The organism is Streptomyces sp. BA2, assembly GCF_009769735.1.
Taxonomy (GTDB): Bacteria; Actinomycetota; Actinomycetes; order Streptomycetales; family Streptomycetaceae; genus Streptomyces.
Genome location: NZ_WSRO01000002.1, coordinates 299517 through 325742, shown reverse-complemented (window position 1 = coordinate 325742; position 26226 = coordinate 299517). Strand labels below are relative to the sequence as shown.

The 26226-nt window shown below is 68.2% G+C and carries 25 protein-coding genes and 1 pseudogene; 13 read left to right on the top strand and 13 right to left on the bottom strand.

The genetic code is table 11. From position 1 onward, the window contains the following. Positions 1-83: 83 nt before the first annotated feature. A complete protein-coding gene (locus E5671_RS04165; RefSeq protein WP_160502488.1) occupies positions 84-644 on the top strand; it encodes a cytochrome b in 561 nt (186 codons plus the stop codon). A 230-nt stretch (positions 645-874) separates the two neighbouring features. Beyond that, on the top strand, positions 875-1492 hold the full coding sequence (locus tag E5671_RS04160) for an SUKH-4 family immunity protein (RefSeq protein ID WP_160502487.1): 618 nt from the start codon (positions 875-877) through the stop codon (positions 1490-1492). A gap of 80 nt (positions 1493-1572) precedes the next feature. On the opposite strand, the gene E5671_RS04155 is transcribed toward E5671_RS04160, so the two are convergent. Continuing rightward, positions 1573-2034 (bottom strand): VOC family protein, encoded by a 462-nt coding sequence (locus E5671_RS04155; RefSeq protein ID WP_160502486.1) that lies wholly within the window; start codon positions 2032-2034, stop codon positions 1573-1575. Next, complete coding sequence (locus tag E5671_RS04150; protein ID WP_160502485.1) at positions 2031-2903, bottom strand: sigma-70 family RNA polymerase sigma factor; 873 nt, start codon at positions 2901-2903, stop codon at positions 2031-2033. The genes E5671_RS04155 and E5671_RS04150 overlap by 4 nt, the downstream gene beginning before the upstream one ends. 126 nt (positions 2904-3029) lie before the next feature. On the opposite strand from E5671_RS04150, the gene E5671_RS04145 reads away from it, so the two are divergent. Beyond that, on the top strand, positions 3030-3446 hold the full coding sequence (locus E5671_RS04145; protein ID WP_160502484.1) for a VOC family protein: 417 nt from the start codon (positions 3030-3032) through the stop codon (positions 3444-3446). A gap of 281 nt (positions 3447-3727) precedes the next feature. Here E5671_RS04145 and E5671_RS04140 read toward each other — a convergent pair whose 3' ends face one another. Next, positions 3728-4327, bottom strand: coding sequence for a YdcF family protein (locus E5671_RS04140; protein WP_160502483.1), 600 nt, complete (start codon positions 4325-4327; stop codon positions 3728-3730). Between the two features lie 246 nt (positions 4328-4573). Between E5671_RS04140 and E5671_RS04135 the strand changes: the two genes are divergently transcribed. Then, a complete protein-coding gene (locus E5671_RS04135; protein WP_160502482.1) occupies positions 4574-4780 on the top strand; it encodes a hypothetical protein in 207 nt (68 codons plus the stop codon). A gap of 464 nt (positions 4781-5244) precedes the next feature. Here E5671_RS04135 and E5671_RS04130 read toward each other — a convergent pair whose 3' ends face one another. The 4 genes from E5671_RS04130 to E5671_RS04115 form a co-directional block, all read right to left on the bottom strand. Further along, complete coding sequence (locus tag E5671_RS04130; RefSeq protein ID WP_202121008.1) at positions 5245-5460, bottom strand: hypothetical protein; 216 nt, start codon at positions 5458-5460, stop codon at positions 5245-5247. Positions 5461-5571: 111 nt separating this feature from the next. After that, positions 5572-6690, bottom strand: a complete 1119-nt coding sequence (locus tag E5671_RS04125; RefSeq protein ID WP_160502481.1) for an AI-2E family transporter — start codon at positions 6688-6690, stop codon at positions 5572-5574. Between the two features lie 678 nt (positions 6691-7368). Next, complete coding sequence (locus tag E5671_RS04120; protein ID WP_160502480.1) at positions 7369-7725, bottom strand: FhaA domain-containing protein; 357 nt, start codon at positions 7723-7725, stop codon at positions 7369-7371. A 495-nt stretch (positions 7726-8220) separates the two neighbouring features. Further along, positions 8221-8706: a phospholipase gene (locus E5671_RS04115; protein ID WP_160502479.1), complete on the bottom strand. Its 486-nt coding sequence runs from the start codon at positions 8704-8706 to the stop codon at positions 8221-8223. Between the two features lie 247 nt (positions 8707-8953). Between E5671_RS04115 and E5671_RS04110 the strand changes: the two genes are divergently transcribed. Continuing rightward, on the top strand, positions 8954-9694 hold the full coding sequence (locus E5671_RS04110) for a methyltransferase domain-containing protein (RefSeq protein WP_160502478.1): 741 nt from the start codon (positions 8954-8956) through the stop codon (positions 9692-9694). Positions 9695-9813: 119 nt separating this feature from the next. Here the strand turns inward: E5671_RS04110 and E5671_RS04105 are convergent. Beyond that, positions 9814-10294: pseudogene (locus E5671_RS04105) on the bottom strand (IS5 family transposase); the annotation flags it as partial. Between the two features lie 458 nt (positions 10295-10752). On the opposite strand from E5671_RS04105, the gene E5671_RS04100 reads away from it, so the two are divergent. Beyond that, the gene (locus tag E5671_RS04100) at positions 10753-11448 is read left to right on the top strand and encodes a L,D-transpeptidase (RefSeq protein ID WP_160502477.1); all 696 of its coding nucleotides are present in this window, start codon (positions 10753-10755) and stop codon (positions 11446-11448) included. Between the two features lie 333 nt (positions 11449-11781). On the opposite strand, the gene E5671_RS04095 is transcribed toward E5671_RS04100, so the two are convergent. Further along, positions 11782-12735, bottom strand: coding sequence for a pentapeptide repeat-containing protein (locus E5671_RS04095; RefSeq protein ID WP_160502476.1), 954 nt, complete (start codon positions 12733-12735; stop codon positions 11782-11784). Between the two features lie 123 nt (positions 12736-12858). Further along, complete coding sequence (locus tag E5671_RS04090) at positions 12859-13821, bottom strand: helix-turn-helix transcriptional regulator (protein ID WP_160502475.1); 963 nt, start codon at positions 13819-13821, stop codon at positions 12859-12861. Between the two features lie 63 nt (positions 13822-13884). Here E5671_RS04090 and E5671_RS04085 point away from each other — a divergent pair, with 63 nt between their 5' ends. The 4 genes from E5671_RS04085 (at position 13885) to E5671_RS04070 (ending at position 18845) form a co-directional block, all read left to right on the top strand. Continuing rightward, a complete protein-coding gene (locus tag E5671_RS04085) occupies positions 13885-15396 on the top strand; it encodes an MFS transporter (protein WP_160502474.1) in 1512 nt (503 codons plus the stop codon). Between the two features lie 137 nt (positions 15397-15533). Further along, the gene (locus E5671_RS04080) at positions 15534-16367 is read left to right on the top strand and encodes a VOC family protein (RefSeq protein WP_160502473.1); all 834 of its coding nucleotides are present in this window, start codon (positions 15534-15536) and stop codon (positions 16365-16367) included. Positions 16368-16391: 24 nt separating this feature from the next. Continuing rightward, the gene (locus E5671_RS04075) at positions 16392-17336 is read left to right on the top strand and encodes a Gfo/Idh/MocA family protein (protein WP_160502472.1); all 945 of its coding nucleotides are present in this window, start codon (positions 16392-16394) and stop codon (positions 17334-17336) included. 348 nt (positions 17337-17684) lie between these two features. Continuing rightward, entirely contained in the window at positions 17685-18845 is a 1161-nt protein-coding gene (locus E5671_RS04070; RefSeq protein WP_160502471.1) for an alkaline phosphatase PhoX, read from the top strand. 20 nt (positions 18846-18865) lie between these two features. Here the strand turns inward: E5671_RS04070 and E5671_RS47705 are convergent, their stop codons facing one another. Further along, positions 18866-19201 carry an AsnC family protein gene (locus E5671_RS47705; RefSeq protein WP_160502470.1) on the bottom strand — a complete coding sequence of 112 codons (336 nt, stop codon included), beginning with the start codon at positions 19199-19201 and terminating at the stop codon, positions 18866-18868. 365 nt (positions 19202-19566) lie between these two features. On the opposite strand from E5671_RS47705, the gene E5671_RS04060 reads away from it, so the two are divergent. Together E5671_RS04060 and E5671_RS04055 are read left to right on the top strand one after the other, a co-directional pair. Then, positions 19567-20310, top strand: coding sequence for a polysaccharide deacetylase family protein (locus tag E5671_RS04060; protein ID WP_336605658.1), 744 nt, complete (start codon positions 19567-19569; stop codon positions 20308-20310). Between the two features lie 381 nt (positions 20311-20691). Next, on the top strand, positions 20692-21297 hold the full coding sequence (locus E5671_RS04055) for a dihydrofolate reductase family protein (protein WP_160502469.1): 606 nt from the start codon (positions 20692-20694) through the stop codon (positions 21295-21297). Positions 21298-21532: 235 nt separating this feature from the next. Here the strand turns inward: E5671_RS04055 and E5671_RS04050 are convergent, their stop codons facing one another. Then, entirely contained in the window at positions 21533-22513 is a 981-nt protein-coding gene (locus tag E5671_RS04050; protein WP_202121005.1) for a GNAT family N-acetyltransferase, read from the bottom strand. A 192-nt stretch (positions 22514-22705) separates the two neighbouring features. Then, positions 22706-24808, bottom strand: a complete 2103-nt coding sequence (locus E5671_RS04045; protein ID WP_160502468.1) for an NACHT domain-containing protein — start codon at positions 24806-24808, stop codon at positions 22706-22708. 834 nt (positions 24809-25642) lie between these two features. Here E5671_RS04045 and E5671_RS04040 point away from each other — a divergent pair. After that, positions 25643-25870 carry a DUF5133 domain-containing protein gene (locus tag E5671_RS04040; RefSeq protein WP_160502467.1) on the top strand — a complete coding sequence of 76 codons (228 nt, stop codon included), beginning with the start codon at positions 25643-25645 and terminating at the stop codon, positions 25868-25870. Positions 25871-26226: the final 356 nt, after the last annotated feature.

Below are 26226 nucleotides of genomic sequence, written 5' to 3'. Positions count from 1 at the left end.
GTTTTGCCCGGGAGGAGCGCGGTTCGGTCCCTCGGGAACGGGACGCATGCCTGAAGAAGAGAGCCGCGGGGCACGTTGGAGGCATGGGACTTTACCTGCGCAATGGTGCGCACGGCTATGGGCTGGTCACGAAGGTGCTGCACTGGGCGGTATTCGTGGCGATGGTCGCGCAGTTCGCAGTGGGGTACCTGCTTGACGTCGACGACAGCGGCCGTGGTCGGGGCCGAGGGCGTGGGCGGGGCGGGAGCTCGGGCAGGGGACAAGGCCGTGGCAGGGGCGGGGAGGACGGTTACGACCTCTTCGGTCACGACGTGCTGCTCACCGTGCACGTCGTGCTGGGGGCCGCGGTGTTGCTGCTCGGCCTGGCCCGGCTCGTATGGCGGCTGGCCACACCGCTCCCTCTCTGGGCGCCGTCGTTGACTTCGCTGGAGCGACGCCTGGCACACGGTACGGAGACCGCCTTGTACGCGACCACGTTCGCCATCCCGCTCACCGGCATTGCCCTGGTGCTGTCCGGTGACGACCTGCTCGTCGCCCACATCGCCGCGCACATCGTCTTCTTCGCAGCGCTGGCGCTGCACGTCGGGTTGGTGTTCAAGCACCAACTGGTCGACCGTGACCGTCTGCTGCGTCGCATGGCGTGAAGCGCGCACCCTGGTGGTTGTTCAGGCCAGGCGCTGGGAGGGGCCGGTTGGAGGACGTCGATGTCGCGAGTTCGGGCCGGTCACCGTTCCCTCCAACCAGTGCTTGAGGCAGCGATCCGCGAAAGAGTGGCCGGAAGCGCCTTGATCGGCAACGCTGTTGTTGCGTGATCGCTTTCGTTCATCAAGGGTCCCGCGGCGCCCGTTTCGCCGCCGAGTTCGGAGTTCCACACATGCTTTTCGACGTCACCCGCAGCGAGCTTGTCGACATCTTCGGCGAGGACCGGATCGCAACCCTGCCCGCCACTGCCTTTCCGCTCGCCGCCGTGGACACCGAGGGCGCCCGCCTCCTGCAGACCGTCGGCGTCCCCACCGGGACGCTCCTGCTGCGTCAGCCGGACGAGGACGACGGTTCGCTGCCCCGCGTTCAGGACGTTGTCCACATCGAGGATTTCGAGGACGCCGCTCAGGGCGCGGGTGACTGGACCGTCATCGGCTGGCTGCTCAACGCGCACCTCGCCCTCGACCCCGTATCCGGCAAGGTGCATGCTCTCGACTCCGACGAGGAGTCGGTGGTCGAACTCCATCGGGACGTTTCGTCACTTCTTCAGGTCACCCTCCGGTTCCAGTGCCTGGTAGAGGAGTTCACCTTCAGCGGTGATCAGGACGAGGAGGAAGCTGACTTCGAGCGCTTGGACGGCGAGGTCGATCGGATCCGTGAGGAGACGAGCAAGATTGACCCGCTCCCCTTCCAGGACGGCGAGACCGTCTGGTCGATAGTGGGTGATGAGATCGCAGGGGGCCAGCGCTTCACGGGCAACAGCCCGGGAGCCCGTTCCCTCTACGGGTGATCGCCTGGCACGAGACACTGCTCCGCTGGCCAGCGGCCGGTGGCAGACCAGGGCTGATCGACTCGGTCCTCGCGCCGCGGCTAAGTGCTGAGTCGGGGGCTCCCAGCGGCCCCACCACGTGCCTGGCGCGGTTGGGTGAAACGCAGCATGGTGCCGGATGGGTCGAGGAAGGCGCAGTCACGGGCACCGTCGGGCCGGTTGATCGGTTCTTGCATCACTTCGGCGCCCGCACCCTCGATGCGCTCGAAGGTCGCGTCGCAGTCGGCGGTCACGAAGACCAGACGACTCAGAAAACCCTTGGCCATCAGACTCTCGATCGCCTGCCGGTCTGCCGGGGAGATACCTGGATCGTTGGCGGGTGCCACGAGGAAGATCTGCACAAGAGGATGCGCAGGCGAGCGGATGCTGACTCTCTCAACTCCCTCGGAGTCGACATGGGTACATACCTCAAAGCCGAGCACGTCACGGTAGAAGTCGAGTGCCTCGTCGATGTCGTGGACGGCGAGAGAGCAGGACGAGAGCTCGAGATCTGCTTCGGTCATCGCCGCTCCTTGTCACCGGCGGACAGGAAGACGACGTCGAGATCGTGGAGCCGTCGGGGGTCGGTGTCGATGGCGATGCGGGTGATCTTCTCGTTGTGGATGGTGAACGTGAAGAGGGCCTTTGGCCGGCCGCGGTTGGACCAGACGGCCGCTGGGGTGCCATCGACCAGGGCGAGCCGGGCCGCCTGAGCTCGTCCGGCGAAGAAGGCCGCCACCTCGCGGGCGCCGCGCATCTCGATGGCCACGGCGTCCGGATCGAGCAGTTCCAGCAGGGCGGTGAAGTCTCCGCCGCGGGCCGCGGCCAGGAAAGCCTCGACGATTTCCCGCTTCCGGGATTGGGCGGCATCGGATGCGTCGGCCGCTCCGCGAACCCGCTGCCGTGCCCGGCTGGCGAGTTGCCGGGCCGCCGCCGGGGAGCGGTCGAGGATGGCGCCGATCTCGGCGAACGACACGGCGAAGACGTCGTGCAGGACGAACGCGAGCCGCTCGGCCGGGGTCAGCGTGTCCAGCACCACCATCAGCGCGACACCGACCGAGTCGGCCAGCAGTGTCTCGTCCTCGGGGCCGGCCTGGCCGTTCGGATGGGTCTTGGTGTGGGGCGCGGTCGGCTCGGGCGGCAACGTCCCGGCCGCGTCCTCACGCCGTGCCCTGCCCGCCTCGAGCATGTTCAGGCAGACCCGAGCCACGATGGTGGTCAGCCACCCGGCCGGGTTCTCCACCTGTCCGGTGTCGGCACGACTGACCCGTAGCCACGCCTCCTGCACCGCGTCCTCGGCGTCGCTGGGGGAGCCGAGCATCCGGTAGGCCACCGTGTGCAGGCGGCTCTTGTGCGCGGCGAACTGTTCGCTCAGCCAGTCCTGTTCGCCCATCTGTCACATTCCTCCGTCCGGTCCTGTCATACGTACTGACCGGCGAGACCACGCAGATGTGACATCCGCGCCGCACTCGGCGTGGATGTCCCGCACCTCTTTGACCGACATACAGGGAGATATGGCATGAAAGCGCACGTGAGCTCGATCCTCCTCGGCGTCCAGGACATGGACCGGGCCAAGCGGTTCTACACCGAGGGGCTCGGCTGGAAGATCAAGAATGACTACGGCGTCTCGGTGTTCTTCGAGTCGGACGGAGCCTCGGCCGTCGGCTTCTACGAACGCGAAGGGTTGGCCGAGCAGGTGGGCACAGGCCACGAGGGCAGCGGCTTCAGCGGGCTGGTCCTGACCTACGTCGTGCGTGGTGAGGCGAGGGTCGACGAAGTCATGGAGGAAGCCCAGAAGGCCGGTGCCAAGGTCCTCAAGCCGGCCGGCGCCCTGCCGTGGGGTGGGTACGGCGGCACCTTCGCCGACCCGGACGGCTACATCTGGAGCCTGAGCTACAGCGCCCGGGGCGGCGCCGACCAGCTCTACGCGGAGTAGCCGCGGGTCTCTGCGGCTGACGATCGTCCGGGACGGCGGGGGCGTGTGCCGCAGCCGTCCCGGGCACGGCGATGGCCGGGGCAGGCAAGGCAGTGATCGGATCCGGGCGAGCCGGCTGCGCGGCGACTTGGCAACACAGTGGACCCTTCGGCCAGTGTGTGGGGCTGCGGCGCCGGTTGGTCCACCAAGCTTTCCTCAGCATCGGATGCGCACTCATCTGTTGGCGCCGGGCTCAAGAAGCCACTGCCTGTGACGCCGGACGCCGATGTGAAAGCGGCGGTTTACAGCGAAATCTTTCGTTCATCGGGCTTGAGCCCACGGAGTGTCCAAAGGCCGTACAGAGCCAGCAGCGGTTTGGCGACCATCCACTCGCCAGGGCGATAGTCATCCGCGCGCACGAGTTTCTCAGCCAGATCAGGCCGCTGTCTCCGCAGGTACGCGCGGGCCTTGAGCGCGTGAGCCGGCTGGGATGCGATCTTGATGCGATCGACGTCTTCAAGCAATGGGATCACGTTCGTGATGTTCTCCCATGTCGTCGCACTTTGGTCTTCGAGGAGAAGGGTGCCGTCGAACTCGAGCACCGACTTGGCGTAGTCCGCCATCAACTGGGCTTCCGCAGCGCAGTTGCCGGTCCCACCACCGCTGAAGATCACACGAGTGTCTCGCGCGTTGTCAGCGGCAGCGGAGCGAACTCCAGCACGGACCCGCCAGCGGTTGATGAAGTTCGCCGTCGGCTGGGGGTTCTGGAAGCCCAACACGACCACGGCTTCGGATGCGCCCCCTCTGCTCCCCACGAGCGCTCGAGACCAGCGCCAGTTCAACCACTCGCCCCAGGCCAGGGCCGCAGCCCCAGCTATGACCAGCCTCGTCCTTCGTCGCATGCGGCGACTCTAGGGCACCGCGGTATCGGCCAGTGAAGGCACCAGCCGCGGTGCCACGAGCCTTTCAACGCTGACCGAAAGGCGCCGGGCAGCGTGTCGCCGCCCGTCATGCCGCCCAGGCCTGACTCGCCCCGGATCACCCGTACGCCTGATCCGGGGCCATACGGGCGTGCCATTGGGCGACCGGGGTCGTTGGTGTTCGCGAAGGTCCCGTAATTGAGTGAGAGGTGAACTTCTGTGCGTCGAATGAGCATGGTTCTGGCCACGGCCGTCGTGGCCATCAGTCTGGCTACTCCGATGGCGAGCGCTGCCCCCGTCTCCGATGGTGGACCGCCGTATCCCTATGCGGACTGCCTGGCCGCCACCAAGCAGAAGGGCGAGTCGCCGTCCTATGGCAGGTGGCACTGCGACCAGCTGGTGAAGAAGGGCTATGTCCTGCCGCCGAACCGCTGATCACCCGGTTGTCTTCCGGTATGTCTCGGCCATGGGGAAATCGCCAGCGCTAATCAGTTGAGCTTGTTCCTCAACCCCTGGGCCCGGTCGCGTGATCCCTCCTTGGGGTGAGTGCAGGGTGTGGGGTGGCCCTCAGTGGCCCTCCTCGTGATTCTGAAATCATCGATGGATGACGGACATTCACGGGGAGGGCCGTGGGGAGAGCCTGCTGGCGCCGGTTGGTGCTCAGGAGGCTGTCGGGCAATTGCCAGGCTTCAGGAATAGCTCGCTGCGGAGGGTATTCCGGTTCACACCCTGTCCTGCGTGATCCTGCCCTGGACCGTCGAGCAGTACGACACCGCGCCGACACCGCGTCCTGACTCCGGCCTGCTGAACATCCGCGGATGTGCTCGTACCTCCCGGGGGCCCGCGCCCTGGTGCCAAGGAGGTCAGGGCTGTCGAAGCCTAGGGCCCGCACTGTGCGCTCACCAACCACCGGGCGCAACACACTCGTCGAAGACCTGCTCGGCGGTGTGCCGTTGCTTGCGCGGGGCGTTCAGGTCCGCCCGCAGCATCTCGTCCACCAGCGACTTGAACGGATCGAGCCGGGTCGCCTGGGGCGGGAGCTTCTTCCGTGGCCGCGGCCACACGGACTCCCGCGCCTTCTGCACCGTGGGGTGTGTGACCCCGTACTTGCGCATCAGAGCACGTTTGTTCAGCCCGGCACGATGGTCACGGCGGATCGCCGCGTATCTGGTTGCCGCAGGGGACGCCGTGACGCTGACTGCGGCGGGGCAGCCTGGATGAGAGCCCTACTGCTGTGCGGATGTGGCCGCGCGCCCGCCGTCGCCGGTCTCGGGCTCTTGTGGTGGGTCGCTGAGCTGCTCGCGCAGATAGTTCCAGACCACCGCGATCAGGGCGGCTACCGGTACCGCGAGCAGGCTGCCCACGACGCCGGCCAGGTTCGCGCCCAGGGTGACCGCCAGCAGGATCACCGCCGCGTGCAGACCCAGCCCGCGACTTTGGATGATCGGCTGGAAGACGTTGCCCTCGAGTTGCTGCACTACGACGATGATCGCCAACGTGATCAGTGCGTCGGTCAGGCCGTTGGACACGAGGGCGATGAGTACTGCAACCAGGCCGGCGAACAGGGCGCCCACGATCGGAACGAACGCCGATACGAAGGTCAGTACGGCAAGCGGGAGGACGAGCGGCACGCCCAGGATCCACAGGCCCAGGCCGATGAAGATCGCGTCGAGGAGGCCGACGAGGGCTTGGGAGCGTACAAAAGCGCCCAGAGTGTCCCAGCTGCGCGCGGCCACGATCGGGATGTCGGTGGCTAGCCGGCCGGGGAGCTGACGGGCGAGCCACGGAAGGAAGCGCGGGCCGTCCTTGAGGAAGAAGAACATCAAAAAGAGCGCCAGGATCGCGGTGACGACCCCGTTCAACACGGTGCTCACTCCCGTGAAGAGGGCGGTCACCATGCTGCCGACGCTGTCCTTGATCTGCGCCGTCGCCGAGTCGACTCCGCCTGAGATCTGGGCGTCGTCGATGTTGAGGGGCGGCCCGGCGGCCCACTGGCGCAATTTCTCGATGCCCTCGGTCACGCCGTCGGTCAGTTCGGCGGAATCGGAGGCCACCGGCACCGCGATCAGCGCCACGATGCCCGCGGCGGCCAGGAGGAACAGCACGGTCACCGCCGAGGCGGCCAGGGCGGGGGGCCAGCCGCGTCGGCGTAGGAAGTGGGCCAGAGGCCAGGTCAGTGTGGTGAGCAAGAGGCCCACTATGAGCGGCCAGAGGACTGACCACATCCGACCCATAACCCACAAGGCCGCCGCAGCGGCCACAAGAACCAGCAGCAACTCGACGGAGACCCGTGCCGATCTGCGCAACGCGGCGGCGGTCTTTGTGGAACTCAGCGTGGCAGGCATGGTGGACACCCTATTGATATGTCAGCAACACTCGGGCACTTCAGTCGACCGGAGCGGTCTCGGAGATTTCGGCGCCCCCACCGGCCCACCGGCCCACCGGCCGACCGGCATCCGGAGCAGGCTCCGCAGCTCGCTGTCTCGTGACCAGTCGGTCGACGCCGTGGCGCCGGTTCGCCGCATCCTGCTGGTCGGCCAGGCCCGGCCCGGCGTGCCACCACGCTCGCGGCCCAGGCGATGGCCTCGCGTCCTGCACGCCGTCACGTGAGGATTCACCGACGCAGGCCTCGACCACCCGCGGCAGAGTGCGGTGCGAAAGCGCTGAGGTGGCCGTCAACGTGGCGGCGAGTAAAGGCAGTTGGGAGCGAGGGCGGCTGTCGCACGTGAACGCGCCTCCTTGGTGATGAAGGCCGTTGATCGCCCAGGCCTCTCGCATATAGGGCAGGCACGGCGAATCGCCGTTTCGTCGATAGGCAGCCGCAGGTAGGCGGGGAGGGGGCTGTGCTTCACGGATCTTCAATTCGTCGTGCAAAGTGGCCTGTTCGGCACTCTTGCCAAGCGCAGACCATTTGCAGGACGCCGTGCTACGAACACAGCAAGCGCCTTGGCGACCTCTGCGCGGAGTCCGGCGTGAGCGGGGTGCGAGGCTGCCAATGGGGCTTATGACGCGGGTCGCTCCTCTCAGCTGGGATCGACCCCGCTGTACAAGCGAAATTGGTCGACAGAGTCGTCTGGCGCGGCATGAATGTGCACCGAGACCGGGCCGGGAAATGTGTAGCCCTGTTCAGCCGCGTGTCGGCAGACCTGAGCACCGAGCTGGCGTTGCACTTGCGCCTTGTATGTGGCCAGTCGCCGGTGAGAATCTGGCGGCAGCTCAAGGGTGTATGTGTTGGGTGCAAGGACGCGTTGACGATCGACGATGATCGTATTGTCGTCGCATGTCTGGCGTAGTTCGGCCACAACTTCTGGCTGGTCTTGCTGCCCAGGCAGCACACGCTCCCACAGCGGGTCGGTCCACTTCTCCAGGGCGTTCTCCACGATGCTGATGATTCCCATAGCGACCGGGTGCCCGACAAGACGTGATGCACGCACGCAAGCGGGTGCTGGGATCGCCTCGCCGCACACCTGACGCCTCATCGGCGACACCCTGCGGCAGGTCGCTTACCGCGGTGGCGGGACCATCCCCGCGCGTGCGGGGAGCGGGCATCGGGCTCGATCAGCGTGAGAAGCGTTTTGCGGGCGGCCGGGTTGCGGTCGAGGACGCGTTTGTGGCTGCCGCCGGGCCGGCGGGTCCGTCGTGTTCGGCGTCGTGTTCGGCGTCGTGCACCGGGTCGTGGCCGGTGACGACCATTCGGGTTCGGTCGGAGCATCTCGCCAAGCGGCGACGCCGGCAGGGGTGGTGGTGGCCCCGACCACGCCGTGAGCGTCCTCCCCGCGGCCGCTAGGAGGGCGCGGGGAGGCTGTAGGGATGCGGGGTTCAAGGGCCGGGGGAGACCGTACGTGGCCACCGCCCTGCGCCCCATGAGCGACGGATCAGGGGGTGGTCCCGTCGCCCACCACACGGGCGAAGCCGAGTTTGTCGACGGCCTGGTAGTAGGTCCAGGCCGTCCCGTTGCACGTGGTCTTCGTCGCGCCGCTGTACCTCGCGCACACTCTCTTCAGGTCCTCGTAGAAGGCGCTGTCGATGCGGGCCTTGTTGGAGTTGAAGGTGCCCACTTCCTTGTAGTTGCGGTAGCCGAAGTCGTGCCGGGCACAGGCCGTCTTGAAGGGGAAACCCATGGGATTGTCGGGCGAGCTGGAGCAGTAGTCGGTGGACCAGTTGAACTGGTAGGCGCTCCAGGCCCCCTGGTTGGCGTTGGCCGACACCCAGGTGTTGTAACTGCCCGCGTCCGTCTGGGTCCACTGGCTGAGCACCTGCGCCTTGTCGGCGGGCACGGCGGACGCGGGGGCGGCGGCTACGCCTATGGCCAGGGTGAGGGAAGCGGTGCTTACGACGAAAGCGGTCAGTCGAGCGCGCATGGGGCCTCCTGCCGGGGGGATGACACGTCCATCCCAACAAGCGTTTTCATGCCCACAGTTGGCGCTTCAACAAACGCGGCGTTCGCGTGAACTCCGTTGAACAGACAGGGGTTTACGCACCCTCGCACCGCCGCGTCTAGGGCTCGTCCGGCGGATCATGGGCCGAGCCAGGGCCGGACCGAGGCGAGGGCCGGCCAGTGCCCTAATCATGTTGACCGCCCCTGGCAGGCAGTGCTGGAGTCGGCACGTGGACAGCATCCCCGCCAACCGGCGGCTCTGGAACCAGATCAGCAGCGCCTACCAGCACGAGCATGACCCGCAAATCGGCGCCACACCCCGGCTGTGGGGCATGTACTCCATCCCGGACGCGCACCTGCACGCCCTGGGCGACGTCACCGGCAAGCGCGTCCTCGAACTCGGCTGCGGCGCCGGCCAGTGGTCCAGGGCGCTCGCCGCCGAGGGCGCCACCGTGGTCGGGCTCGACCTGTCCGAAGCTCAACTCGCCGCAGCAGCCCGCGCGATGGGAGCGGCCCGCTACCCGCTGGTGCAAGGCGCCGCCGAACAACTCCCCTTCGCCACCAACAGCTTCGACCTGGTGTTCTGCGACTTCGGTGGGCTCAGCTGGGCGCCCCCGCACCTGGCCGTCCCGCAGGCCGCACGCGTCTTGGGCCGAGGCGGGCGCCTGGTGTTCAACGTCGCCAGTCCATGGTTCGAAGCTTGCTACGACGAAGCCGCCAGCCGCGTGACCACGACGCTGCAGCAGGACTACTTCGGGCTGAACACCATCGCCGAAGGCGACGGCGCGACCAGCTATCAGCTCACCTACGGCGACTGGGTCAAGGTCCTGCGCGGCGCGGGTCTCATCATCGACGACCTCATCGAGCCGCGGCCCGAACTCGGAACACCCAACGGCTACAACGAAACCGACCCACCCGACTGGGCACACCGCTGGCCGGCGGAACTGCTCTGGGTAACCCACAAACCGTAAGTTCCGCCGCGCCGAGACGTGAAGGCACCCCATCGCCGGGCAGGCCTACGGCCTGTCCGGCTGATCGTGGGCGGAGCCAGAACCGGATCGAGGCCCTGCGTTTGTCGGTCGGAGGACTACGCCTTATCACCGCCCAGGTGGTCGGGCCGGGTGCGCGGGTGCCCGCCACTCGGGCAGTCGACACGGATGCGTTCCATGACCGGGATGAGCTGCGGGGTGTCGCCCTACTGGCCTGGCGTGATCAGCAGCGCCAGCGGGCGGCGTCCGCCTTCACTGGCCAGGTGGATCTTGATGTCAGGCCGCCCCGAGAGCGTCCGAGTCCCTCGTCTGGGCGGTGGTGCCGGGGCGTGCTTCCTTTCCCGGCGTCCGGCAGGACGTGGAGTCCACGCTCACCATCGACCAGTTGATACGGCCCTGGGCATCAGCGTCGGCCAGCACGGCCGCGAAGCTCTTGTCCCACGTGCCGTCCGCCGACCACCGCCGGTGCCGCTCGTAGACGGTCTTCCACGGACCGAAACGCACAGGCAGATCCCGCCAGGAAACCCAGTGCGCTGTCGATACAGGATCCGGCGGCCCGGACTCGGGCAGATGCGGCTTCAGTCGGGCCCACTCCTCATTCGTATGGAGGCTCGGGCCAGCTGGTCGGTCCGGGCTCTGTGTCGGAGCGCTCGATGCCGGACGGGGACGTCAGCGCAGGAAGGGGGAGGATCGCGGTCGGCTGGGTGAGGCCCAGCAGGCCGAGGAGGGTCGCGATGGCAAAGCCGGGGCGGGAGGGGGGGGCGGGCTCAGTCGCATGGCGCCCCGTCACACTTCGCCCGCCGTGCTGCGCTCGGCGCGCGGTCGGGTCCCTCGCAGGCCTCGGGGCCGGCGGCCGCCCACTTCAGACCGCCGGGCCTCGGCTAGGGGCTCGATGGCCACAACCACCTGCGGCCCCCCGGCGGCAAATCGCCCTCTGTTACACACCTGTGCCGATTCGCCCTACAACGAACCCCGAGGCCGTGTCGTCTAGCAGGTGGGATCCGACCCGCGGACCAATGACGAATGAGGAGTGGGCAGCAATGGGGGACATACGCAGACGAGGAGCCGTGGCTCTGGGGATCACCGCGCTGGTGGCCCCGCTCACGGTGGCACTCGGCACGGGCAGTGCTCAGGCCGCGTCGTGCTCGACACAGAGCGGCCCGTACCAGAAGCAGGTCGAGAAGTTCCTCGGCCGCCCGGTGGACGGCAAGCAGTCGGCAGCCGACTGCAAGGTCATCAAGGCCTTCCAGACCAAACACAAGATCACTCCGAACGCCGGGTACGCGGGCAGCGTCACCTGGGGTGTCATGAACCTCATGAACAAGCAGAAAGCGGTGGGCAACAACCCCAATAAGGCGGGCAAGTGCCCGATCAACAAGGGGCGCATCGCCTGTGTCGACCTGACGCTCCAGCTCAGCTGGATCCAGGACGGCAAGAACCTCAAGTACGGCCCGGTCCCGGTGCGCACCGGCCGCAACGGCCACGAGACCCGCACGGGTCTGAAGAAGGTCTACTGGCGCAACATCGACCACGTTTCGAGCATCTACCACGTGCCGATGCCGTACAGCCAGTTTTTCGACGGCGGCCAGGCGTTCCATTCGGTCGGCATCAGTGTGTGGTCCCCGCCGGGCTCCCACGGCTGCGTCAACATGACGAAGAAGGATGCCGTGCAGTATTGGAACATGCTGCGCAAGGGCGACGACGTCTTCGTTTACGGCCGCAAGCAGGGCACCTGATCCGCCGATTTGGCGGCCGCGGCCGCGGCCCGGACCCGCCCTCCTGGGTCGAGCACCTCGCCAGGCCTTGGGCGCTGCCCCCGCCTTCCTGCCGGAGCCGCACAATCGGGCCATCGGCAACCTGGCCTTCGCGCTGACCGCCCGCGAGTACAAGGTCACTGCTGAAGTCGACCCTGTCGCCGGTGAACTGGGCGTCGCGGAAGGAGACGGTGGCGCCGGTGGAGAACCGCGCCGGAGGAGGAGGCCGGTGTCCCGGCCGGTCGATGAATGGGCCGCGGGCTCGCCGCCCTCGGTCTGGCCGCCGGGGATGTCGTCATAGTCGGCGCTTGGCTATTAGTCGACGTCTGTGGTGGGAATCTGTGTGCCGTCGTTGGTGTGCGCCTTATGGGTCAGCTCTGGCCTACGGTTGGTGATTTCCCGCAGGTCAGTATCCCAGAGCCAGACTCCTTCGAGACTGGCTGGCAGGGTGGTTGCGCGTAGTGATGCGCCGTTGAAATTGGCGCCTGGTATAGCCGAGTTGTGCAGATCGGCCCTGTCGAGGATTGCTCCGCTGAAGTTCGCGTGTGCCCCATAGATGTCGACCAGGATGGCTTCGGTGAGGTTGGCGTCGCTGAAGTTGGCGTTCTCCCAGTTGCCTCCCTCGGATACCGCACCGACGAGGTACGCGCCGCGTAGGTCGACGCCTTCGGGGCGCACTCCTTTGTGCTCCGGTCGCCGGCCGAGGATAGTGAAGGCTGCCTGCTTGTCAATGGGGATTGCCTGACGCATCGGCTTCGACGGCTTCTGGCGGAGAAAGGCCGCGAGGACTTTCACTACGGTGGGATAGTCCTTCGGTGAGTCGTTCATAATCCGTTCGAGACCGTAGATTCCGCCGAGTCGTTCCGTGGTGTTCTGAGATGCCAGCAACTTGATGGCCTCGACGTAGCGCCCGGTGACTTGCCCTTCGCGTGTCAGCTCGGCTTGCTCGCGATCCTTCTCACGGGCGTGGTTGAACTGTTCTTGGCCGTGCTCGTAGAGCTTTTCGGCGTGCCGGTGACTCTTGTGTGTGTACCAGAGACCCATCCCGGCGATGAGGCCTGCTGCCAGGGCGACCATCCCGGTCCGGAAGCCGGTGATGACGACTCCGTCAGCGGGTTCCAGGTTGGCGTCACGGATGTGGGCACCATCGAACCACCAAGGGCCACGCCAGAAGAGGATCGCGAAGCCAACTGCTGCGAGTGTGCCGAGCGCCCAGATGCGGAAGGGCGGCCTGTCCTTTGGCTGTTCGTCGCTCACGTCGTCGCTCATGGCGGAATGATGTCCGCCGCTGTCGCTCCGGATTCCGTGTACGGGGTTGTTCAGAGGAAGAGTTGAGGTATTCAAGTGGGTCCGACTGGCCCGGAGGCTGCCGTGGGTGTCTCGGTCAGGCGGTCAGGAGTAGGTGGCGTGGTGCATGCGTGTGGCGGCCTGACGGAGGTAGGCGGTCACCTCGGGGTCGGCATCGAGGGTGTAGTCGGCATCGAGGGCGGCGAGGGTCTGGGCGATGCCGGGGAGGTGGTTGCTGGAGCAGTCGACGGTGCAGGTGGCCTCGTCGCGGGGGCGGATTCGGGTGGCCAGGGCCCAGGTGCGGTGGCGGACGCTGTCGGCGGGGGCGTGGACGGTGGCGATGGCGCGGTAACGGGTCGGCGCGGTGGCGATCTTGTCGGCGACGTAGGTGGCCGGGTCGTGGCCGGGGGCGGGGCGGGGGGTGAAGCGGTGGCGGGTGGGGTCTGGGTTGGTGATGCGGTCGAGACGGTAGATACGCCAGTCGTTCTTGTCGGTGTCGTGGGCGAGGAGGTACCACAGGCCGCCGGAGGCGATCAGGTGGTGGGGCTCGACGCGGCGGGCGGCGCAGACGCCGTGGCGGGTGGTGTAGTCGAAGGTGACGCTCTCGTGGTCGCGGCAGGCGGCGGCCAGACTGCCCAGCAGCTCGGGGTCGACACGTGGGCCGCGGGTTTCCCAGCCGATGGTGGCCGTCGTCTGCTGTACGGCCGCGACCTGGGTGCGCAGCCGGGCGGGCAGGACCTGTTCAAGTTTGGCCAGGGCGCGCAGTGAGGTCTCCTCCATGCCGGTGAGGTGTCCTGCGGCGGTGCGCAGGGCGACGGCGGTGGCGATGGCTTCGTCGTCGTCGAGGAGCAGCGGGGGCATGGCGGTGCCGGAGGCGAGGCGGTAGCCGCCGGCGTGGCCGGTGGTGCCCTCGACGGGGTAGCCGAGGTGGCGCAGACGGTCGATGTCGCGGCGGATGGTGCGGCCGGTGACGCCGAGGCGTTCGGCGAGTTCGGTGCCGGACCATTCGCGGCGGGTCTGCAGCAGGGACAGCAGGCGGAGCATACGGGCGGGCAGGTCGGTCGTCATGCCTTTCAGATTGCCCCTCTTTACGGACGTAAGGTGTCCTAAAAGGGTCCTAGCTTGGACGGCATGTCCGAGAATAAACATCCCCGAAACGCCATGAATGCGGTTGATCCGCGCAGGTGGGCGGCGCTGGCCGTGGTACTCATCGCCTCGTTCATGGACGCGGTCGACGTCACCGTCGTCCACATGGCCATTCCGCATATCCAGCAGGACATCGGCGCCTCGTCGGCGCAGGTGCAGTGGATCACTGGCGGGTATGCGCTGACGTTCGCTCTCGGGCTGATCACCGGTGGCCGTCTGGGCGACCTGTTCGGACGCAAGCGCGTCTTCCTGCTCGGTGTCGTCGGCTTCACCGCCACCTCGCTGATCTGCGGCGTCGCAGGCAACGCGGAGATGCTGCTGGCCGGGCGCGTCGCACAGGGCGCGATGGCGGCCCTGATGGTGCCGCAGGTGCTGTCGATCATCCACGTCACGTTTCCCCAGCGGGAGCGCGGCAAGGTCTTCGGCATCTACGGCGCGGTCATGTCGCTCGGGACGATCGCCGGCCCGCTGGTCGGCGCGCTGCTCGTGCAGGGTGATCTGTTCGGCCTTGGCTGGCGGCCGATCTTTCTGGTCAACCTCCCGCTGGGCATCGCGGGGCTGATCGCCGGCGTCCTGGTGGTCAGCGAGTCGCGGGCCGAGCGTGCCGCCCGTCTGGACCTGGTCGGGGTGGTGCTGGCGAGTGCCGGGCTGCTGGCGCTGGTGTTGCCGCTGACCCAGGGCCGCGAGCTGGGCTGGCCCGCCTGGACCTACGTATCGATGGCCGCGTCCGTGCCGGTGCTGGCGCTGTTCGTTGCCTGGGAGCGGGGGCTGCTGCGGCGGGGTGGCTCGCCGCTGGTGGTGCTGTCGCTGTTTGCCCGGCGCAGTTTCGCCGGCGGGCAGGGCGTGCAGCTGATGTTCGGCCTCGCCTCGGGGGTGTTCTTCCTGGCCTGGACCCTCTACCTCCAGCTGGGGCTGGGCTGGTCGCCGCTGAAGGCCGGGTTGTCGGGGCTGCCGCTGTCGGCGGCGATGATGGCCGGGGCCGGAATGTCCATGCAGGTCCTGGTGCCGCGCTTCGGCCGCGTGGTCCTGCAGGCGGGAGCTTTGCTGGCGGCGGCGGGGATGCTGCTGTTCGCCTGCCTGGCCCAGCACTACGGCTCCGGCATCGCGACGTGGCAGGCCATCGTTCCGCTGATCCCGATGGGCCTGGGCATGGGCCTGATCATCGCTCCGCTGACCGACGTGATCCTCTCCGAGGTCCCGCACGAGCACGCCGGGTCCGCGTCCGGGCTGACCAATACCACCGTCCAGCTCGGCCAGGCCGTCGGTGTCGCCCTGTCCTCGGTGATCTTCTTCGCCCGCCTGGGCCACGGCGACCCCGCCGCCCAGGCCGCGAAGATGCCGTACGCCTTCACCGGCTCCCTGTGGTATGTCGCAGCCGCATTCGTTGCCGCGTCCGCGCTGCTGGCCACCTTGCCCCGTACCGCCGGAACCAAGAAGCCGACTGCTGGCCCGGCCAGGCGGTCAGAGCAGCAGGACACCACGGTTCCGGTGGCCTGACCCGCCGCGGTTCCCCACGCCGTCACTCTCGCGGTCCTGCACGCGGGCTCGTCCTGGGGTGCGAGCCAGGCTCGACACGAAAGAACCCGACCCGCGACACAGGCCACGTTCGCGGTCGCACGAAAGGAACAATCCACATGAGCTTCATGTCTCCCGGTCAGGTCGTCTGGTTCGAGATCGGCACCACCGATCCCCGGGCCGTCACCTACTTCTACGGTCCCCTCCTCGGTTGGAGGTTCGAGGTCGATGCGGATTCCTCCATCGACGGCCGCACCTACACCCGCATCCTCGCCCCTGGCGCGCCGTGGCCGATGGGTGCGATCCAGCAGGGCGACACCGGCGACGAGGCCATCAACCTCTCCATCCTGTCCGCCGACGTCCACACGGACATAAACAAACTCACCGGGCTGGGCGCCACCGTCGTCGTGCCGGCCACACCGGTGGGGGACGTGACGGTCTTCGCGCGGCTGAAGGACCCGCGCGGCAACCTGTTCTCCCTCTTCTCCCAGTCCACCTCCCAGCGGTTCGAGGAGCGCATCGCCGGGACCGAGGAGTACATGCGGCGGGCCGCCTTCACGCCGGAGCCCGGGACGATGGCCGGCTTCCAGATCGGCACCACCGACGTCCAGGCCACCACCGACTTCTATACCCAGGGCTTCGGCTGGCGGTTCGAGAAGGACGACACCAACGGTGACGTGCCCAGCCTGGCTGTCTTGGGGCCAGGCGCCGAGTACCCGTCCGGCCTCTTGTGGGATCACAGCGGCGAAAACGGCAGTGCGGCGGATTACGTCATGCCCACCTTCCTGGTCACCGACGCCGCTGCCACCGCCACAGCGGCGCAGGAGGAAGGCGCACGAGTGGAGCAACAGCCGCGCTCTGCGCCTGCCGGCCCGGTACGCGCCCGTATCCGCGACCCCCGGGGGAACCGCTTCGGCCTCCTCTCCCAGCCCACCCCGCCCACGACCCGCTGACCCCCCCCGCAAAGGAGACAAGAGATGAAGATTGCACTGCTGGGAACCGGTTTCGGACAGGCGCACGCCGCCGTCTACGCCGCTCGTGACGATGTGGAAGTGGTGATGTTCGGCCGGGACGCGGCCAAGACCGCGAAAACGGCGGACCAGTTCGGGTTCGCCTCCTCGACGGATATGGACGCCGTGTTCGAGGACGGCTCCTTCGACCTGGTGGACATCTGCTTGCCGCTGCCGCTGCACGCCGAGTTCGTGCTGCGCGCCCTTCAGGCGGGCAAGCACGCGCTGGTCGAGCTGCCGCTGGCCGATGACATCGAGGACGCGAAGCGGGTGGCTGAGGCCGCCGCGCACAGCGACAAGCACGTGTTCGTCGACATGTTCGAGCGGTTCATCCCGGGCAACCAGGCCTTGTTCGACGCGGTGAACCAGGGCACTTACGGGCGCCTGGAGCATCTGACGTTGTGGAACCTGACCGCCCACCTGTGGCCGGGCGCCTCGCTGGGGCTGAAGGCCCTGCCGCTGGAAGCACTGCACAGCGACATGGACATCATCACCCGCACCCTCGGCCTGCCCCGGACCGCCACCGTCACCACCGTGGCGCGCGGCGAGGATTCCGGGGCCATCGACGCCACTTTCCGCTTCGACGGCGCGGCGGCCCGCAGCTCTGTCTCCTCGCTGATGCCCCAGGCATGGGGCGCCCGCGGCGGCTACACCGCCACGTTCGAGCACGGCGTACTGGACGCCACGTCCACGATGGGCTTCGACGGCAAACCCTCCGGCACCGTCACCGCCTACACCGCCGAGGGCGCGCACGATCTCCAGCTGCCTGCCGCCGACCAGTACACCGCCATGATCGGCCACGTCCTGGAGGTGGTGCGCGGCGAAGAAGACAACCAGATCGCCCCCGCGAGTGTGCTGGACGCGCTCCAGCTCACCCTCGACCTGGACCGCCAGGTCAACCACCCCGTCTGAGCCCCGTCTCCCGGCCCCCCTGAGCCGTCCGAGCGGCCGACGCCCTGGGGGCCGGGCTGGGGTCCATCTACGGCTATCCGCACCTGGATTCCGCGCAAGTCGTCACCGCTCACCAGCGACTCGATCAGGCTCTGGCCCGCTGCGCGCGCCAGCCGCAGACCACCGCCCACCGGCGAGGCGGCAGGTTCTGGCAAAAGGCGCGGCGCAACGGGCCGACAGCAGACGCTTCCACTTCATCGGTTGTTGATGCACCGTCAATCCGGGGCTCTTAGGTTCCGGAAGCGCCCCTCGCGACCCCGCCGCCCGACCGGTGCGGCAGGGACGGTCACGAACCCCTGGAGTGATCAAGTGGAACGTCGTAGCTTCTTGCGTGGAGCAGTCGTCGGCGGCACAGCAGCGGCATTCGGCTACACGCTCATGCAGGGCGCGGCCTACGCGGCGCCCGCACAGAAAGGCCCCGGCCCGTACGGCGCGCTCGGCACGGCAGACTCCAACGGCATCCAGCTGCCCAGCGGCTTCACCAGCCGGGTGATCGCCCGGTCCGGCCAGAAAGTCGGCTCCACCACCTACACCTGGCACAACGCCCCCGACGGCGGTGCCTGTTTCGCCGACGGCACAGGCTGGATCTACGTCTCCAACTCGGAGATTTCCTCCACCGGCGGCGCGGGCGCGATCAAGTTCAACTCGACAGGCTCCATCACCGGCTCGTACCGGATCCTGTCCAACACCAACCGCAACTGCGCCGGCGGGGCCACCCCCTGGAACACCTGGCTGTCCTGCGAGGAGGTCAGCACCGGCTACGTCTACGAGACCGACCCGTGGGGCGTGAAGGCGGCCGTGCGCCGCGATGCCATGGGCCGCTTCAACCACGAGGCGGCGGCCGCCGACCCGGTCCGCAAGGTGATCTACCTGACGGAGGACGCGTCGGACGGCTGCTTCTATCGGTTCGTTCCGTCCACCTGGGGCAACCTGTCGGCGGGCACGCTCCAGGTCCTCAAGGCCGGAACGGCCACCTCCGGCAGCTTCACCTGGGCGACCGTGCCCGACCCGGACGGCTCGCCCACCCCGACCCGCGATCAGGTCTCCGGCGCCAAGCTGTTCAACGGCGGAGAGGGCTGCCACTACGCCAACGACACCGTCTGGTTCACCACCAAGGGCGATGGCCGGGTCTGGCAGCTCAACCTGGCCGCCAGCACCTATGAACTGGCCTACGACGACTCCCTGGTCGTCGGTGGCGGAGCCCCGCTGACGGGCGTCGACAACGTCACCGGCGCGTCCTCCGGCGACCTGTACGTCGCGGAGGATGGCGGGAACATGGAGATCTGCATCATCACGCCGGACGACGTGGTCGCGACGTTCCTGCGAATAACCGGCCAGTCCTCCTCGGAGATCTGCGGCCCGGCCTTCTCGCCGGATGGCAAGCGCCTGTACTTCTCCAGCCAGCGCGGTACGAGCGGCAGCTCTTCCGGCGGCATCACCTACGAAGTCACAGGCCCCTTCCGCAGCTGACCGACCCGACCGGCCCACCGTCACGAGCCGCGCAGGCCCGCCGCATCGCCTTCCGCCGCCACCTTCGGCGAGACCGTGAGCACCTCTTGAGTGTGCGCGGCGTTGCGGCCGCCGCCGACGAAGGACTCACTCGCCGATGAGCGAGGCGGGGGCGAAGGGCATGAGCGCTCCCATACGAGGATGAGCGCGTGTGGGGGGCCGGTCTGCTCCAGGCGTTGCAGCCGACGGAGAACGGATGGGTGGCTGGAGAGACCTACCGCAGCACCGATCTCCCGAACGGTGGGCGCTTGACGTGGTCGGTCGTGTGGGTGCGTATACAGGCCAGGCCGGACCGCTGCCGGTCGGTGACCTCCCACGAGCGGCGGCTTACGACGAGCCCCCGGTCCGTCGCCGCAAGTCGGCGAGCTCGGTGCGCGGCACGTCCTGCACCAGGTGGCGGGACAGCTCGATGAACCGTCGCCTCAGGCGGTGTTGCTGGCGGCTGGGCCTGCGGCAAGAGCGTTGTAGGTGCGGTTCCAGTCGCGCTGGGCCTGCACGAGCTCGGGGGAGTGTTGTGTGTGCACCGTGCACCATGACGCCAGTAGAGCAGGGCCGTCGTGGGCGGGAGCGCTCTGTACTCAAGGGTGGGGCCCGGTCGGCCGATGGCTGGAGCATGCAACCACTCTCTGTGATCACGGACCGCCGCCGCCCTCTCGCCTGGCGCCTGCTTTGGACAGGCCCCGTGTTCGCCATCCTGCTGTGGACCCTCGCGCAGGGTCCAGTGGCGCAGCCGACGGAGGCCGTCGCGGTGCACCCGGCGGCGACCATGGAAGGCAAGGGACTGCGGGCGCTGTTCGGATCGGAGAACCGGGCGTTCCGTACGCGCGAGCGGGTGATCGCCGTGACGTTCAACGCCGCCTGGAACGAAGCAGGCCTGGACAACATCCTCGGTGAGCTCGCCCGCCGTCGCGCCCCCGCTACGTTCTTCCTGACGGGCGACTTCGCCGACCGCCACCCCGCCGTGGTGAAGAGAATCGCGGCAGCCGGCCACGGGCTGGGCAACCACTCCTTCAGCCACCCCCACTTCAAGGACCTGGCCAAGGCCAAACGACAGCACGAAGTGGTGGCGGCGGACCGCGCCCTTCGCGCGGCCGGAGCAGGCCGCGCGGTGACACCGTTCTTCCGCTTCCCGTACAGCGAGACCAGTCCCGCTCACATCAGGGAGGTCAACGCCCTCGGGTTCGCGGACATCGAGTTCACCACCGACACCAACGGATGGAAGGGGACCGAAGGCGGCATGACGGTGGACCGCGCAGTGGACAGAGCACTGGACGCCCTGCGTCCGGGAGCGGTCCTGCAGATGCACCTCGGGGCACCACAGGACCGCACCGAGGTGATCGACGCCCAGGCCCTGCCCCGCATCCTCACAGCACTCAACGCCCGCGGCTACCGCGTCATCGACCTGCGCACTCTGCTCACACTCTGACCCACTGGACACTGTGTGGCCGTCGTATCAGAAGGCTCTGACCTCTCTGCCGTGACGGCCGCCCGGCCCGGCGTCGCCCCCGAGGGATTTCGGCGACAAAGTCCCGCGTTGCCCGGGTGGTTGCGCCGCGGCCAGCGGCCAGCGGCCTGGACGGGGGCGTCCTTCCGCCGTAGCCGTCACGCAAGCGCGGTCACACCCAACTGAAGCGCTCAGTCACATTCACATGCGGCGACAGCCCGGTCCGCTGGCGCGCCGCTGGCATGACCGGCACACCGGCCGCGGCCGCGCTCGAGGAAGCCCGGCTGCACCAGTGGCCGGGGAAGTTCCGCCGATGAGTTTGTGGCGGTCGCACGGTCCACCCCTCGAGGAAGGGAGCACACCATGCGCAAGATCATCGTTTGTACGTTCCTGACGCTCGACGGCGTCATGCAGGCGCCGGGCGGTCCGGACGAGGACGCGGAGAGCGGCTTTAAGCACGGCGGCTGGCAGAAGCCGGTGGATGACGACGAAGTCGGGGCGGCCATCGCCGGTTGGTACGAGCGCTCGGACGCGATGCTGCTCGGCCGCAAGACGTACGAGATCTTCGCGTCGTACTGGCCAACCGCCGATCCCGGCAACCCGTTCACCGATCGGATGAACAGCATGCGCAAGTACGTGGCGTCTCGGACCCTGACGTCCGTCGAGTGGCAGAACTCCACACTGCTGGAGGGCGACGTCTCCGATGCCGTACGCAAACTGAAGGCATCCGACGGCGGCAACATCAACGTCGTCGGCAGCGGCGACCTCGCGCAGACCCTCATGCAGCACGGTCTCGTCGACGAGTACCGGCTGACCATCCACCCGGTGATCATCGGCACCGGCAAGCGGCTGTTCGCCGACGGGGCGATCCCCACCGCACTGGAGCCGGTCAACGTCTCGACGACGAAGGGCGGCACCGTCGTCGGCGTCTACCGGCCGAACGGTAAGCCCAGCTACGACAGCTACTAGTGCCGTGCGCCGCGGAAGTTCCGCGGCGCGGCACTGGCCGAGGCGTTCGAGGAAGACAGGTGCCTCAGGTGCCTGAACGTCCTCCAGCTGAGATGTCGCGTCGCAGCCGGCGACGTTAGACCCGAGCTCAGGGCCCGTCCGGCTGCGCGCCACCGGCGGCCCGGCGACCTCTTGGCACTTACGCGGGGCCGCTCAGCGTCAGAGCCTGACACCGCAACTCCTGTGCGGCGGGGTCTCAGCGCCAGTCGTCGATCACGTAGGCGTCGGGGTGGCTGTAACCGGGTTCGTTGGGCCTGTGCATGGTCACGCCCTGCAACCAGGTGCGGAAACCGTGGTCGACCATTCGACGGTAGGCATCCGGGCGGCCCAGGCTCATGCCGGCGTCCAGTTGCCCCAGGCCACGCTCGGCGGCCAGCTGCTCGCACGCGGTGAGGAGTCGTTCGAACCGGTCGGCGGCATCCGGGCCAGGGCGTACGGCTCCGAATTTGACGAAGCACACGTCCTCTCCAGCCTCCGACCCGGCTCCGCAGTGGCAGACGGCCAGGCCATCGAGCTCTGAGCCGGCGCCCTGGAGCAGGATGGTGTCACCGAGCCCCTGCGCGTGCGTGGCCACGATCTCGCGTTCCAGGCTCAGGCCCTCGTACACGGCCCCGGTCAGGGTGCGACAGAGGCTCAGGGCGCCGGGCTGCTCGGTGGCGGGCAGCTGGCCGTACAGCACTCGGCGGGGGACCGCGGCACTGCCTGCGACCTGCTTCTTCATGATGGCTGTGAGGAATCGGGGCCAGAAACCGTACCGGCGGTAGAGCTCAAGGTGCTTGGGACTGTGCGAGAAGGTGAACAGGCCCAGGTGTCGGTTCTCCCAGGTGTCGAAGCAGTCCATGACCGGCTCCATGAGGCGCCTGCCGATGCCCTGGTCCCATAGGTCCGGACGTACGGTCAGCGGGCCGAAGTACCCGACGCTGCCCCAGTTGGCGGCGAAGTTCGATCCGGCGACTTCGCCCTCGACGGTCGCTGCGAAGGCCGCATGTGGATCGGCCGCCCAGCGAGTGCGGACGTAGTCGGCGGTCCCGAAGAATGTCTTCGGCTCGGGAAACCCGAGGAACGTCCCGAAGGCGACCCTGAAGATCTCGTCGGCCCGGTCCAGGTCTGCCTCACCCAGCGGGCGAACCGACACATGGCCCGTGCCACTCTTGCGCTCCCCTGTCGGTGGGATCATCGCTCTCTCCTTCCCGACCCCCTGTTTCATCGCACCACGGGCGTGCGCCGCAGTCGAGGCGAAAGGTCCACCGATACCCAGGGACCGAGGACCGGCCGGTCTGCCTTAGCCGCCCCTGCCCCCGGAGCCGCGGAGCCGCGGGGCCGCTGGTCGGCAGGCTCGGGATCGAGCCTTGGACGATGTGGTCCGTACTCAAGAGGAGCATGAGCGTTGAGCGAGGTGATGCTGGAGGTCGATGTGACGGAACTGATACACCGCCCCGGCTTGTCGCAGAACGCCGCGTTGATGGGCGTCGGCCAGGAAGGCCGTGAGGTTCCAAGGAAGCCGACGGCCCAGTGTGAGGCAACAGCGGGCGAGAATGAAGTGGCCCCAGGCCGCGTAGGCGAAGGCTCCGCAGACGCTGAAGGCGGGGGTGAGGGCGAGGACTGCGAACCTGCCGGGGTCGGGAGCGGCGTCGTTGAGCAGGCCCGGGACTGCGAGTGCCAGCACGAGCCCGTAGCCGAACCCGAACTCGAGGATGAGCCGCCGAAAGACCCGGCGGTCGTAGCGAACGAGCGTTGCCGGTCCGACCGTGAAGGCGAGGTCGGGCGGGCGGGTTTCCTGGCCGGCCAGAGCTACCACGCCGTGGCCAAGACGGGCGCCCGTCACCGGGCCAAGAAGCAGAGCTCCGAGTATGCAGAGCTCAGGGGTGGCGCGGGCTGACAGGACGAGGATGAGGCCGAAGCCGAACGCCCACAGCAGGCCCAGGGCGAACCCCGCCCCCGACCACCAGAAGGCGACGGCTGGGAGCCTTCTTGGCTGGCCGCCGGTGCGCCAGCCCAGGAATCCGGCCGCAAGACCGATCCCGACGCCCGTGCCAAGCCCGGCGCCCAACGTGCTGAGTCCGGCGGTGCACGCGGCGGTGGTCGCGAGCAGGCACTGGTAGACGCGTCGGTGTACCGCCCTGTGCAGGTGCCACCAGGCCAGATCGGGGGTCCCGTGAAGCGTGTGCTGCAGATGCCGGGCCAAGAAGACCAGGGCGTGTTCGGCGCTCTGCGGGCTCCACCGGCCGGCGTCGGCCGGGCGGCGCCGGTAGGCCGCAGGGATGAACGCTTCGAGCAGGTGTCGCTCGACGGCCGCCTGGGTGGGCAGCCGGTCCACATCACAGAGCTCTGCTGGTTTGGGCAGACTGGTCGCGGTCTCACCAGGACGCGGGTTGTAGACGGTGCGGGCGAGGAACACCATCAGCGGGGTGCGCAGCGCCTGCCCGACGGGGGTGTCGGAGCCGAGCCGGGTGAGCACGCGCTCCCAGCGGGCAGCCGACGCTGTGTGCTCCCCTCCAGCGTCCCGGGACAGATAGGCGGCAGTCTCATCAACCGTCAGGGGCTGCAGCTCGATGCCTGCAGCCCCGGTCAGACGCACCGGGACCCCGGCCGCAGGGGCCTGGGCCTGCCGGTACTCGTCGGTGCGGCTGGAGACCACCACGGCTTGGCCAGGCGGCAGGGCACGGCTGAGCTCGTCGAGTGCCACGGCACGTGTGGTCGGGGGGAGTTCGTCGAGTCCGTCCAGGATCGGCAGGATCAAGTGGTGTTCAAGCAGCGCCTGGGCCCTGTTCATGCTGCCCACGCCCGCAGGGGCAGGACCTCGCAGGTCGGCGTAGTCCTGGGTCAGCCTCTCGGCCAGCCATGCGTGCAGGTCCTGTGCGGCCGGGTTCCATGAGGCCAGTGGAAGCAGTACCGGGACCGCTTCTCCCGGGGCCCGCTGCTCGACCACTGTCAGCAGCAGACGCATCAGCAGCATGGTTTTCCCGGATCCCGGGGCGCCCAGGAGGACCAGACGATGGGTGGGAATCCTGTGCAGGAAGACGTCGGCAACCTCCAGGCCGGATCCGGCGAGGTCGCCCGGGACCGTCGCCCACCCCTGCGGGGCGCCTGCTGCTCCCACGAGCCGACCCGCAGCCTCCGTCCGTAACCGCGGCCAGTCCTCGGGCAGCGCCGGAGCCGCCGGTGCCCAGCGCACGGACAGGGGGTATGGATCGTTGAGGCGCCGGGCCCGTGCCTCCTCCTCCCACTGGCGGCGTACCGTCACTGCCAACTGGTCGGCCATCTCCGCCACTCCCTGGTCCTGCGACGCCTCGGCACGGTCCGCGTGAAAGCCCTGCCAGGCCAGATACAGTCCCGCCAGCGCGGGCAGCAGGGTGCCTGCCATCTCCGCGACTCCCGACCGGTGCGTGTAGGCCGCCCACAAGGCACCGCCCATCCCGGCCAGCGCAAGAGCCAGGTAGATCAGTCCAGTACGCCGCGTGTGCCCAGTCACGTGGCGGGGTCCCTACGGGATGCCGCACCAACTCGGACCGGCGGTTCGATACTCCGGGCCCGGCACTTCACCGGCAGGGCCTCGCGGATCTGCTTGCGGTGGTACTCGGCGGTCCGGCCAACCAGCGTGTGGTTCGCGATGTTGAAGCCGAGTCGGTCGCTCCGGTCTTGTGCGCCACCAAGTCCCAGTAGCGGTCTACCAGCGTCCAGCTCGCCAACGGCCCCTCTGGCGACCACTCTTGCCGCACGCCCGCCCCGCTCCCTTGGCCTCGATCGCTCGATCAGACCAACGACGACGCCCCATGCTGGGAAACGGGGCTGAAGCCTTTCCAGTAGAGGTCCGGCGGTGCGCTCTGGGCTGGGAGGCGCTTCGGGCATGGGGGCGCGGGCACGGCGTGGTGTTGCTTGAGCGGTATCGCACCGTCGTGGCCGAGTTCGCGAACGGTACTGACCTCGGTCCGCCTGACGAGGGTGGTCTGCTGCCTGTGGGGGAGAGACCCGATAGCTGGGCCGTCTCGGAAGCGAACTACTGGATGAGCCCGGCGCCATTCGATGGCACCGCCGCACTACGACCACACTCTCCAATGCAGACCTCCGATGCAGGGAGCACGGCGAAGAGTCGGGCGGCGAGTCTGGTGTTCGAGGAACCATCCGGGGAGCACGCGAAGATCTGAGCCTCGCCCCAGGTGCCGGGACCATTCCGCGCATGCGGGGAGCAGGCGAGCTCGTGGGCCTTGGGCCAGGGCAACACGCAAGAGTGCGGGCGAATATCGCTCTGGCTCTGGGGCACAAGATGTGGCGCACACCCCTGGTAGTGGCTTTGAGGGAGGCCCTGATGCTGATGGCACACCCAGTCGTACTGAAGAACTTGTTGGAGCAGTACGAGACGCTGCGCGCCCTGCATGCTGAGAACGGCACCAAGGAAGCCCGTCAGCGCATGGAAGACGTCGCCTACACGCTCTGCATATCGACCGGCACCCGCCGCATCGACGCCGCCCTCAGCGCCGCACGTCGCCAGCTTTCCGCACCCCACGTCGAAGACGGAGCCGTCCATACCGCCTGACGCAGGTCCGCTGCGCCACAGCGCCGCCCATCAATCGTTCGCCAGTACGACAGCTCGCCATGAACGAGGGATGGAGCGCGGAGGAATCATCGTCGGTAGCCGCCGGCGGCTGCGGAGAAGGAGCCGGGCTCGTGCGCACAGGCGGGATTCGGAGTCGCTGAATGCGTTACCGAAGAAGACCAGGAGGTTGGTGACCTTCTGGTCAGCATGGGATCGAGGCGGGGCGGTGCCTTGCGGGAGGCACCAGAGGAAGTGTCCCGCAAGGCGTTCGCGGCCAGCCCGGGCGAATGGGAGCTCCGCCTCCGGCCAAGACCGTTGCCCACGCCCGGGCGATGAAGGAGCCCGCGGCGAAGTCC